Genomic DNA, 11,430 nt, shown 5'->3' with positions numbered 1-11,430 from the left:
CAGGTCCAGCGCCGGCACCTTGCGTGGGTCGAACGAGGCCAACGGGTCGGGGCCTTCTTCCGATTGGGTTTCAGCGGGGTCGGCGGGCGGTAGGCGTAGTGTCTGCAGGCGCACCACCATCGGTGCAGCCTTGGCATCTGGCAGGCGCGCGTTACCGATGACTTCCTTGCTGTCCAGGCGCAGGTCCCAGGCTACGCCGCCCCGGGTCAGGCGCACGACGGCCTGGTTCAGGTTCATGCCGAAGGCCTTCAGCTGGCCGATGCTCAGGTCGACGCTCTGCAAGTTCTGCCGGGCATTACCACCGGGGTCGTCACCAGCAAAGCGAGCGGCCTGTTCCTGCCAGGGGCCCAGGTCCAGGCTTTCCAGCCGCCCCTTGACCCGCAGCCCCTGAGCCGCTGGCAGCTGCGCCTGCCCGGAGCCAAGCAACAGTTCGCCACGGCCCTGGCCCAGCTTGTCGGCCGGTGCGGCGTAGGCGAAACGGGCCAGGTCGGCGTAAGCCGCATCGAATCGCCGCTCAGGCCCTTGCAGGTTCATGCTGAAACGACTGTCGCGGGTCTCCGCCGCCGCCTTGCCGAACGGAGCCGGCAGGTCGATGGCCAAGCCCTTGAGCGAAGAGCTGACGCTCAAGCTGTTATCACGACTGCCCAAATTGACTTGCAACTGGTACGGCAGGTCGCCTGAAGCGGGCAAGGTCTGCCTGAACTGCAACCAGTCGGTCAGAGACTTCAGCGAAGCCTGGCCGCTGGCGCTGATGCGCGTCTGCATCTGCCCGGGCTGGCCCTCGGCGCTGATCTGCGCAGTGACCGGCTTGCCGAACACCTGCAAGCTGATGTTCTTGCCGCTCAGCCCCTTGTCGAAGTCAAAGCTGAAGTCACCCTTGAGGCGCGTCAGGTCCAGGCTGGGCGGGGTCACCTTCAGACGTGCATCGGCAGTGGCGAAGTCCACCAGCACTTTTGGCCGCTCGCCATGGGCCAAGGGTACGTCGAGCTTCACATTGCCCTTGAGAGGGCCCTCGCCTTCCCAGCCGGCGAAGATCTCGCCAGTCCCGATCGGGGCTTCCTTGAGGATTTTCAGACCATCGCCAAGGCTGCCGTCGAAATTGCCGTCGAGGTACAGATGGCTGTGCTGGCCGCTGTCGACATGGGGAATATTCACGCTGACGTCGCTGACCTTGGTGTCGAGCAGCAAGCCCTTGCTGGCCTTGATGCGCACGCCGCTGTCTTCGATCAGCACATCGCCGTCCACCTGCTGCACCTGCGGCCAGCCTGGCTGGAAGTCGAGTGCGGCGTCGTGAACCTTGAAGAACAGGCTGATGCTGCGAGCCTCCGGGGTGGCGCCGTGGTTCAACGAACCCTGGTACTGGAAGTAGCCCTCATCGACGTTGCCCTTGACGATGGCGCTGCGCAGCCATTCGTCGAGGGCCGGGCTCAGCACTTCGGGCAGGTACTTGGCGGTATAGCGGCCATCGCCTTCGGTCAGGCCGACCCGCAGGTCCATGTAGCTTTCGGTGCCTTCGTCGAACAGCAGGCGAATCAGGAAATCGCCAGCGATCTTGCCCTCCTCGCCCAGCACCTTGAGGTAGGGGGCGATGAGGGTGAAACCATGCTTGTCGAGCGCCCAGGTCAGGCGCGCATTGGCCTTCTGGTATTGCCAGGGTTTGGCGAAGATCGGGTACAGGTGCAGCATGAATGCGTCAGTATCCAGCCGCAGCTCGCCATGCCCGAGGTCGCCGCTGATGCTGCCGCTGACATTGCCAGCTGCCGGTGCGCCATGATAGGCATCAAAACCGACCCTCTCCAGGTTGGCTGCGAACTGCAGCCGCTGGTCGCCCTCGGCGTTTGGCCGTGCTTCCAGCCGAACGTTGCGCAGCGCCCCGGTGACGTTCAGCCCATCGACCACGGCCATGAGCTTGTCCGACAAGGGTGCCAGGGCATCGATCAGCGGGGTCAACGGGGTGAGGTCAAGGCGGTCGGCCTGCACCTGCCAGGTTTCGTCGGCCGGGTCGTCGCCCAGGCGCTGGTTCACTTGCAGGTGCGATTCCCAGCGGCTCTTGCCGATGCTCGCCGCGAGTGAATCCACCAGCACATCGAAACCCTGATCCCGGCGCTGGAACCAGGCGGTCAACGCGAGGTTGTCCAGGGCCACCGCCTTGCGCTCGGCGTAGGCACCGCGCAGTTGCGGTGCATTGAGGCGCACCACTGCCTGCTGCAACTGGCCCTTGCTCCAGTCGACCCAGAACTCGCCACCGGCCTTCAGCGCTTCCGCCCGCCACTGGCCCAGCAAAGCGGGAGGCAACCACCGCGCCCAGTCGCTTTGCGGCAGGCTCAGGTAAGCCTCGACCGCGCCATCGCGCCAGGCTTTGGCATTTGCCCGGCTGCGCAGATTGAGCGCCAGCGGCTGGCCGTCGGGCAAGGTCGCCCGCAGGTCGAGGGCCTGGCGTGAAGCCCCGGCTTGCAGGCCGACGCTGACATAGGTAAGGGTCAACGGGTCACGCTGCCAGGGCTGCAAGGTGACCTGGCTGTCGAACACATCGATGCGGCCCAATTGACGCAAGCGCTGCAGCAACTCGGCAGGATCCAGCGGCGCGTCATCCTTTTTTGGCAACCCTTCAAGGGCCCAGCCACCCTGCTCGTCCTCGCGCAGAATCAGTTGCAGGCCACCGAGTTCGATGCGCGCCAGGCGCACTTCGCGGGAGGTCAGGCTGGCCCACAGGTCCGGTACCACCTTGACGTCATCCAGGCGCAGGGCCGATGCGCCCTCGCCCAGTTGCAGGTCACGCACGCGCAACACCGGCGCCAGGCCGCTCCAGCGCCCTTCCAGCGCCCCGACATGCACGGGTAGACCAAGCGCCTGTTCAGCCTTGCTCTCGACATCGCCACGGTATTCGGCCACCAGCGGCACCAGCTCGCGACCGAGGCTGACATACAATGCCACCAGCACCGTGAGCAAGGCACAGATGCCCAGCCCCCAACGGGTCAAGGCGACAAGAACGCGGTTCAGACGTCCCATGGCCATGGCCCTCCAGGTCGTTTATCCATGATGGCCCGACGTGCCGGGCTTGCCAGCCAGCGCCATCCGGGGCGGGTATCAGAAAGCCTCAGAGCAGCACCACATCGTATTGTTCCTGCGAATACATCGACTCGACCTGAAAGCGAATGGTTCGGCCAATGAAGGTCTCCAGTTCGGCAACGTTGCCGGACTCTTCGTCCAGCAGGCGATCGACCACCTTCTGATTGGCCAGCACACGATAACCCTCAGCCTGGTAGGCACGGGCTTCGCGGAGGATCTCGCGGAAGATCTCGTAACAGATGGTCTCGGGAGTCTTCAGCTTGCCGCGCCCCTGACAGGCGATGCATGGCTCGCAGAGAACCTGTTCGAGGCTTTCACGGGTGCGCTTGCGGGTCATCTGCACCAGGCCCAGTTCGGTGATGCCGATAATGTTGGTCTTGGCATGATCCCGCTCCAGCTGCTTTTCCAGGGTGCGCAGCACCTGGCGCTGGTGCTCTTCGTCTTCCATGTCGATGAAGTCGATGATGATGATCCCGCCGATGTTGCGCAGGCGCAGCTGCCGAGCGATGGCCGTGGCGGCTTCGAGGTTGGTCTTGAAGATGGTTTCTTCCAGGTTGCGGTGGCCGACGAACGCACCGGTATTGACGTCAATGGTGGTCATCGCTTCGGCCGGGTCGACCACCAGGTAGCCGCCGGACTTGAGCGGCACCTTGCGCTCCAGGGCGCGCTGGATTTCGTCCTCGACCCCGTACAGGTCGAAGATTGGCCGCTCGCCTGGATAATGCTCCAGGCGATCAGCGATCTCCGGCATCAGCTCGGCGACGAACTGCGTGGTTTTCTGGAAGGTTTCCCGCGAATCGATACGAATCTTCTCGATCTTCGGGTTGACCAGGTCACGCAGCGTGCGCAGGGCCAGGCCGAGGTCTTCATAAATGACCGTGGGCGCGCCGCAGGTCTGGATCTGGCTGCCGATCTGCTCCCACAGGCGGCGCAGGTAACGGATGTCCTGGAGGATTTCTTCAGCCCGCGCCCCCTCGGCAGCGGTGCGCAGGATGAAGCCCCCTGCGTCCTTGATGTTCTCGCTGTCCATACAGTCGCTGACCACCTGCTTGAGGCGCTCGCGTTCGGCTTCGTCTTCGATCTTCAGCGAAATGCCGACATGGCTGCTGCGTGGCATGTACACCAGGTAACGGGAGGGGATCGACAGCTGCGTGGTCAGGCGCGCACCCTTGGTGCCGATCGGATCTTTGGTCACCTGCACCACCAGGGCCTGGCCCTCGTGCACCAGTGCGGTAATGTTCTCCACCGCCGAGCCTTCGCGCTGGGATATTTCCGACGCATGGATGAACGCCGCGCGCTCCAGGCCGATGTCGACGAATGCCGCCTGCATGCCCGGCAGCACCCGCACGACCTTGCCCTTGTAGATATTGCCGACGATGCCGCGACGCTGGGTGCGCTCGACATGCACTTCCTGCAGCACCCCGTTTTCCACCACCGCCACGCGTGATTCCATCGGGGTGATGTTGATCAGGATCTCTTCACTCATGGCAGGCTCTCGTCAAAGGTCTCGGGTAATGATGGATCGCTATCGGATGTCTGGCTAGCGCTGTGCCGATACCCCATGTTGCTGCCAGCATGGGATCGAAAACGCCGCGAGCAAGCGGGCGGTTTCGAACAGCGGAAGGCCGACCACGGCCGAGTAGCTGCCCTCAAGCTGCTGCACGAAGACTGCACCCAACCCCTGAATCGCGTAGCCGCCTGCCTTGTCCAGTGGCTCGCCGGTTTCCCAGTAGCGCTGCGCTTCTTCAGGGCTGATTTCGCGAAAATACACATGGGTACCGACGCATGCTTCTTCCCAACGCGTTCCATCGGTCACGGCCACGGCCGTGATCACCTGATGGCGATCGCCGGAAAGCTTGGCGAGCATGGCCAAGGCGTCGTCACGGTCACGCGGTTTACCGAGGATTTCTCCGAGAGAAGACACCACCGTGTCAGCCCCCAACACCACGCCTGGTCCGTCCAGCCTGGCGAAACCGGCGGCAGCCTTGGCACGCGCCAAGCGCAAGGCATAGTCTGGAATGCCTTCGCCGGGCAGTGGCGTTTCATCGATGGGCGCACTGACAACAGTGAACGGCACGCCGATCTGGCCGAGCAGTTCACGCCGGCGCGGTGAGCCGGAGGCGAGGTAGAGTGGTTTCATCTGGACATCTCCCTGTCAGTGGCAGCGCCGTCAGTTGATGCGCAAACGTCGGCGCAGGTCGCGCAGGGCGAAGCTGATCCATGGCCAGAGCAAGGCACTGATCACGGCTGGCCAGACCAGCGCCAGGGTTGGCAGGCGATTGCCGGTGAGCGCACTGAGCCACAGCTGGATCAGCTGGGCGATACCGAAGATCACCAGGATCACCAGGCTCTGCTGCCACAGCGGGAACATGCGCAGGCGCTGCTGCAGCGACAGCACGAGGAACGTGATGAGCGTGAGGATGAGCGCGTTCTGCCCCAGCAAGGTGCCGTACAGTACGTCCTCGGCCAGCCCCAGAATGAAAGCGGTGGTCATGCCAACCTTGCCTGGCACGTTCAAGGTCCAGAACGACACCAGCATCGCCAGCCACATGGGCCGGAACACTTCAAGGAACTGCGGCATGGGTGAAACGCTGAGCAGCAGGCCGATGGCGAACGTCAGCCAGATGACCCAACCGTGATTACGGCGCGACTTGGCCATCATTGTCTCCGGGGATGGGCGGGGGCCGCAGGCGCGGCGGCAGGGCTGCCGGGCGCTGCAGCCGGGGCCGCAGGCGCCTGACCCGTAGCGGCCGGCCCGGCTGGCTGTGCCGGGGCTGGGGCAACTGCCGGCTGCTCGGCATTGGCAGCAGGTTGGCCAGTGCCCTTGCGATCGGCCTCTTCCTGGGCGATGGCTGCTTCGGTGGCACGCTGCTCCGGTGTACGGCGGTCACTGAACACCAGCAACATGTAGCGGCTGCGGTTGAGCGCGGCGGTTGGAATGGCGCGGACGATGGCAAACGGCTGGCCGGAATCGTGGATCACTTCGTTGACCGTGGCCACCGGGTAGCCGGCCGGGAAACGCTGGCCCATGCCAGAGCTCACCAGCAGGTCACCTTCCTTGATGTCGGCGGTGTCGGCGACATGGCGCAACTCGAGACGCTCCGGGTTGCCGGTGCCGCTGGCGATGGCGCGCAGGCCGTTGCGGTTGACCTGCACCGGAATGCTGTGGGTCGTGTCGGTCAACAGCAGGACCCGCGAGGTATACGGCATCAGCTCGACCACCTGGCCCATCAGGCCACGGGCATCGAGTACCGGCTGCCCCAGGAATACACCATCGCGCTCACCCTTGTTGATCAGAATGCGGTGGGTGAACGGATTGGGGTCGACGCCGATCAGCTCGGCCACTTCGACCTTTTCGTTGACCAGCGCCGAGGAGTTGAGCAACTCACGCAAGCGCACGTTCTGCTCCGTCAGGGCCGCCAGCTTCTGCAGGCGCCCTTGAAGCAGCAGGGCTTCGGTCTTGAGTTTTTCGTTTTCAGCGATCAGCTCGGTGCGGCTGCCGAACTGGCCGGCCACGCCTTGCCACATCCGCTGCGGCAGGTCGGTGATCCAGTACGATTCCATGAGCACCAGGCCCATCTGGCTGCGCACCGGCTTGAGCACGTCGAAACGCGCGTCGACAACCATCAGCGCGACCGACAGCACTACCAGTACCAGCAGGCGAACGCCCAGCGAAGGGCCCTTGGAGAAAAGCGGTTTAATGGGCCGTTCCTCGTGGACGACTCAGGAGGTCATTGGACATGGGACAACGCACCAGCCTGGTTGCGGGTTGACGGAAACGACGCCGCGATGGACGCCAGCCAGCGCATACAGGTAGCACTGCGCGTGCTACCTGTAAACCGGGCTTTCGAAAGCAGCGGGGGATCACTCGCTGGAGAGCAGGTCCATCGCGTGCTTGTCCATCATCTCCAGGGCGCGACCACCGCCACGGGCGACACAGGTCAGCGGGTCTTCGGCGACGATCACCGGCAGGCCGGTTTCCTGCGCCAGCAGTTTGTCGAGGTCACGCAGCAGCGCGCCACCACCGGTCAGCACCAGGCCGCGCTCGGCGATGTCGGAGGCCAGCTCCGGTGGCGACTGTTCCAGGGCGCTCTTGACCGCCTGGACGATGGTCGCCAGGGATTCCTGCAGGGCTTCCAGGACTTCGTTGGAGTTCAGGGTGAAGGCGCGTGGTACGCCCTCGGCCAGGTTGCGGCCGCGCACATCGACCTCGCGCACCTCGCCGCCCGGGTAGGCGGTGCCGATTTCCTGCTTGATACGCTCGGCGGTGGATTCGCCGATCAGGCTGCCGTAGTTGCGGCGCACATAGGTGACGATGGCTTCGTCGAAGCGGTCGCCGCCAACCCGGACGGACTCGGCATAGACCACGCCGTTCAGCGAGATCAGTGCGATTTCGGTGGTGCCGCCACCGATATCGACGACCATCGAGCCACGGGCTTCTTCGACCGGCAGGCCGGCACCGATGGCAGCGGCCATTGGCTCTTCGATCAGGAACACTTCACGGGCACCGGCACCCAGGGCCGACTCGCGAATGGCGCGGCGCTCTACCTGGGTCGATTTGCACGGTACGCAGATGAGCACGCGTGGGCTCGGCTGCAGGAAGCTGTTCTCGTGAACCTTGTTGATGAAGTACTGCAGCATTTTTTCACAAACGCTGAAGTCGGCGATGACGCCGTCCTTCATCGGACGAATGGCAGCAATGTTGCCAGGCGTGCGGCCCAGCATGCGCTTGGCTTCGGTACCGACGGCGACGACGCTTTTCTGGTTGCCGTGGGTACGGATGGCAACAACCGAGGGCTCATTCAGGACGATACCGCGCTCACGCACGTAAATAAGGGTGTTGGCAGTACCCAGGTCGATGGAAAGATCGCTGGAAAACATGCCACGCAGTTTCTTGAACATGGGAAAGTGACCCTGGGGAAAGCGTGGGTAAAAAAGTGCGGCAAACTCTAACAATGGCAGGGATTTTGGGCAAGGAGCCAATATGTTAAATTGGCTGTTTTTCCGAGCACGCCAGCAGATGATCGCGGCCGTTGGACCGCCAAAATGCTGACATGTTCCTCACCGCGGACCCTATTCGGTTCTTTGTTTCCCCTGGAGATCACCATGGCGCTTGAACGCAGCGACGTGGAAAAGATTGCCCATCTGGCCCGTCTGGGCCTGAATGAAGGCGAACTGCCACGCATTACTGACGCCCTGAACAGCATTCTCGGCCTGGTCGACCAGATGCAAGCGGTCGACACCAACGGCATCGAGCCCCTGGCCCACCCCCTGGAGGCCAGCCAGCGCCTGCGTCCCGACCAGGTCACCGAAAGCAACCAGCGCGACGCCTACCAGGCCATCGCGCCAATGACCGAAAGCGGTCTGTACCTGGTTCCGAAAGTCATCGAGTAAGGGATAGAGCCTGCCATGCATGAATTGACCCTGGCCGAGATCGCCCGCGGACTCGCCGACAAGTCGTTTTCCTCCGAAGAGCTGACCGGCGCCCTGCTGGCGCGCGTCAAGCAGATCGACCCACAGATCAACAGTTTCATCAGCGTCACCGAAGAGCTGGCCCTGGGCCAGGCGCGTGCTGCCGACGCCCGTCGCGCCGCTGGCGAGAACGGTGCACTGCTCGGCGCACCGATTGCCCACAAGGACCTGTTCTGCACCCTCGGCGTGCGCACCAGCTGCGGCTCGAAGATGCTCGACAACTTCAAGGCACCGTACGACGCGACCGTGGTCGCCAAGCTGGCCGAAGCCGGCATGGTCACCCTGGGCAAGACCAACATGGACGAGTTCGCCATGGGTTCGGCCAACGAATCCAGCCACTACGGCGCGGTGAAGAACCCGTGGAACCTCGAGCACGTACCCGGCGGTTCGTCGGGGGGCTCGGCCGCTGCCGTGGCCGCACGCCTGCTGCCGGCCACCACCGGCACCGACACCGGCGGCTCGATCCGCCAGCCGGCGGCACTGACCAACCTCACCGGCCTCAAGCCGACGTACGGTCGTGTATCGCGCTGGGGCATGATTGCCTACGCGTCCAGCCTCGACCAGGGTGGCCCGCTGGCACGTACCGCCGAAGACTGCGCCCTGCTGCTGCAAGGCATGGCCGGCTTTGATGCCAAGGACTCCACCAGCATCGACGAGCCTGTGCCGGACTACAGCGCCGCCCTCAACGGCTCGCTGCAGGGCCTGCGCATCGGCCTGCCGAAGGAGTACTTCGGTGCCGGCCTCGACCCGCGCATTGCCGAGCTGGTCCAGGCCAGCGTCAAGGAGCTGGAAAAGCTCGGTGCGGTGGTCAAGGAAATCAGCCTGCCGAACATGCAGCATGCCATTCCGGCGTACTACGTGATCGCACCAGCAGAAGCCTCCTCCAACCTGTCGCGCTTCGACGGTGTGCGCTTCGGCTACCGCTGCGAAGAGCCGAAAGACCTGACCGACCTGTACAAGCGTTCCCGTGGCGAAGGCTTCGGTACCGAAGTGCAGCGCCGCATCATGGTCGGCACCTACGCCCTGTCGGCCGGCTACTACGACGCTTACTACATCAAGGCGCAGCAGATCCGCCGCCTGATCAAGAACGACTTCATGGCCGCCTTCGCCGAGGTCGACCTGATCCTCGGCCCGACCACGCCCAACCCGGCCTGGAAGCTTGGCGCCAAGAGCAGCGACCCGGTCGCCGCCTACCTGGAAGACGTCTACACCATCACCGCCAACCTGGCGGGCCTGCCAGGCCTGTCGATGCCAGCCGGCTTCGTCGATGGCCTGCCGGTCGGCGTGCAGCTGCTGGCACCGTACTTCCAGGAAGGCCGCTTGCTCAACGTCGCGCACCGTTACCAGCAAGTCACCGACTGGCACACCCGCGCCCCTAACGGCTTCTGAGGAATTCACACATGCAATGGGAAGTTGTGATCGGGCTGGAGATTCATACCCAGCTGGCCACCCAGTCGAAGATCTTCTCCGGCAGCGCCACCACCTTCGGCTCCGAGCCGAACACCCAGGCCAGCCTGGTTGACCTGGGGATGCCAGGCGCACTGCCGGTGCTGAACCAGGAAGCCGTGCGCATGGCCTGCATGTTCGGCCTGGCGATCGATGCCGAAATCGGCAAGCGCAACGTATTCGCGCGCAAGAACTACTTCTACCCGGACCTGCCCAAGGGCTACCAGATCAGCCAGATGGACCTGCCGATCGTCGGCAAGGGCCATCTGGACATCGCCCTGGAAGACGGCACCATCAAGCGCATCGGCGTCACCCGTGCCCACCTTGAGGAAGATGCCGGCAAGAGCCTGCACGAAGACTTCAGCGGCTCTACCGGCATCGACCTGAACCGCGCCGGCACGCCGCTGCTGGAAATCGTCTCCGAGCCGGACATGCGCAGCGCCAAGGAAGCCGTGGCCTACGTCAAGGCTATCCACGCGCTGGTGCGCTACCTGGGTATCTGCGACGGCAACATGGCCGAAGGCTCGCTGCGCTGTGACTGCAACGTGTCGATCCGCCCGAAAGGCCAGGCCGAATTCGGCACCCGCTGCGAGATCAAGAACGTCAACTCGTTCCGCTTCATCGAGCGCGCGATCAACAGCGAGATCCAGCGCCAGATCGACCTGATCGAGGACGGCGGCAAAGTGGTCCAGGAAACCCGCCTGTACGACCCGAACAAGGACGAGACCCGCTCCATGCGCAGCAAGGAGGAGGCCAACGACTACCGTTACTTCCCCGACCCGGACCTGCTGCCGGTGGTGATCGAGGACAGCTTCCTCGAAACCGTCCGCGCCGGCCTGCCGGAGCTGCCACCGCAAAAGGTCGAACGCTTCCAGAGCCAGTACGGCCTGTCGGCCTACGACGCAAACGTGCTGGCTTCCAGCCGCGAACAGGCGGATTACTTCGAAGAAGTGGCGAAGATCGGTGGCGACGCCAAGCTGGCCGCCAACTGGGTCATGGTCGAGCTGGGCAGCCTGCTGAACAAGCTGGGCATCGAGATCGACCAGGCGCCGGTCAGCGCCGCACACCTGGGTGGCATGCTGCTGCGCATTCGCGACAACACCATCAGCGGCAAGATTGCCAAGACCGTGTTCGAGGCAATGGCAGCGGGCGAAGGCGATGCCGACAGCATCATCGAAAGCAAGGGCCTCAAGCAGGTGACCGACACCGGTGCGATCGACAAGATGCTCGACGAAGTGCTCGCTGCCAACGCCGAACAGGTCGAACAATATCGTGCCGCTGACGAGGCCAAGCGCGGCAAGATGTTCGGCTTCTTCGTCGGCCAGGCGATGAAGGCCTCCAAAGGCAAGGCCAACCCGGGGCAGGTGAACCAATTGCTCAAGGCCAAGCTCGAAGGGTGATTGTTTTACCCCTCTGAATCTTGCGAGGGCTTCGCCCTCGTTC

9 protein-coding genes are annotated in these 11,430 nt (G+C 63.9%); 3 read left to right on the top strand and 6 right to left on the bottom strand.

The features are described 5' to 3' along the window. The 6 genes from APH33_RS22175 to mreB form a co-directional block, all read right to left on the bottom strand. The coding region (locus tag APH33_RS22175; protein ID WP_054887196.1) for a YhdP family protein at positions 1-3,015 on the bottom strand (3,015 nt) is incomplete at its 3' end. Positions 3,016-3,097: 82 nt separating this feature from the next. Next, the gene (gene rng / locus APH33_RS22170) at positions 3,098-4,555 is read right to left on the bottom strand and encodes a ribonuclease G (RefSeq protein ID WP_054887195.1); all 1,458 of its coding nucleotides are present in this window, start codon (positions 4,553-4,555) and stop codon (positions 3,098-3,100) included. A gap of 54 nt (positions 4,556-4,609) precedes the next feature. Continuing rightward, positions 4,610-5,209 carry a nucleoside triphosphate pyrophosphatase gene (locus APH33_RS22165; protein WP_054887194.1) on the bottom strand — a complete coding sequence of 200 codons (600 nt, stop codon included), beginning with the start codon at positions 5,207-5,209 and terminating at the stop codon, positions 4,610-4,612. Positions 5,210-5,239: 30 nt separating this feature from the next. Further along, on the bottom strand, positions 5,240-5,728 hold the full coding sequence (gene mreD / locus APH33_RS22160; protein WP_054887193.1) for a rod shape-determining protein MreD: 489 nt from the start codon (positions 5,726-5,728) through the stop codon (positions 5,240-5,242). Continuing rightward, complete coding sequence (mreC, locus tag APH33_RS22155; RefSeq protein ID WP_082433679.1) at positions 5,728-6,771, bottom strand: rod shape-determining protein MreC; 1,044 nt, start codon at positions 6,769-6,771, stop codon at positions 5,728-5,730. Before mreC ends, mreD begins: the two co-directional genes overlap by 1 nt. 162 nt (positions 6,772-6,933) lie before the next feature. Further along, on the bottom strand, positions 6,934-7,971 hold the full coding sequence (mreB, locus tag APH33_RS22150) for a rod shape-determining protein MreB (RefSeq protein WP_003255163.1): 1,038 nt from the start codon (positions 7,969-7,971) through the stop codon (positions 6,934-6,936). 204 nt (positions 7,972-8,175) lie between these two features. On the opposite strand from mreB, the gene gatC reads away from it, so the two are divergent. Genes gatC through gatB form a run of 3 tightly spaced genes read left to right on the top strand, consistent with a single transcriptional unit; the run spans position 8,176 to position 11,387 of the window. Continuing rightward, positions 8,176-8,463, top strand: a complete 288-nt coding sequence (gatC, locus tag APH33_RS22145; protein WP_054887192.1) for an Asp-tRNA(Asn)/Glu-tRNA(Gln) amidotransferase subunit GatC — start codon at positions 8,176-8,178, stop codon at positions 8,461-8,463. 15 nt (positions 8,464-8,478) lie between these two features. After that, positions 8,479-9,930, top strand: coding sequence for an Asp-tRNA(Asn)/Glu-tRNA(Gln) amidotransferase subunit GatA (gatA, locus tag APH33_RS22140; protein WP_054887191.1), 1,452 nt, complete (start codon positions 8,479-8,481; stop codon positions 9,928-9,930). 11 nt (positions 9,931-9,941) lie between these two features. Next, the gene (gene gatB / locus APH33_RS22135; RefSeq protein WP_054887190.1) at positions 9,942-11,387 is read left to right on the top strand and encodes an Asp-tRNA(Asn)/Glu-tRNA(Gln) amidotransferase subunit GatB; all 1,446 of its coding nucleotides are present in this window, start codon (positions 9,942-9,944) and stop codon (positions 11,385-11,387) included. Positions 11,388-11,430: the final 43 nt, after the last annotated feature.

The organism is Pseudomonas sp. NBRC 111130, assembly GCF_001320485.1.
In the GTDB taxonomy this organism is placed as follows: Bacteria; Pseudomonadota; Gammaproteobacteria; order Pseudomonadales; family Pseudomonadaceae; genus Aquipseudomonas; species Aquipseudomonas vlassakiae.
The sequence above is the reverse complement of the archived record's forward strand: the minus strand, read 5'-3'. Positions and strand labels throughout refer to the sequence as shown.

Coding starts and splice junctions, on each gene's coding strand:
- rng (WP_054887195.1), bottom strand. CDS start 4,555: ATGAGTGAAGAGATCCTGATCAACATCACCCCGATGGAATCACGCGTG.
- APH33_RS22165 (WP_054887194.1), bottom strand. CDS start 5,209: ATGAAACCACTCTACCTCGCCTCCGGCTCACCGCGCCGGCGTGAACTG.
- mreD (WP_054887193.1), bottom strand. CDS start 5,728: ATGGCCAAGTCGCGCCGTAATCACGGTTGGGTCATCTGGCTGACGTTC.
- mreB (WP_003255163.1), bottom strand. CDS start 7,971: ATGTTCAAGAAACTGCGTGGCATGTTTTCCAGCGATCTTTCCATCGAC.
- gatC (WP_054887192.1), top strand. CDS start 8,176: ATGGCGCTTGAACGCAGCGACGTGGAAAAGATTGCCCATCTGGCCCGT.
- gatA (WP_054887191.1), top strand. CDS start 8,479: ATGCATGAATTGACCCTGGCCGAGATCGCCCGCGGACTCGCCGACAAG.
- gatB (WP_054887190.1), top strand. CDS start 9,942: ATGCAATGGGAAGTTGTGATCGGGCTGGAGATTCATACCCAGCTGGCC.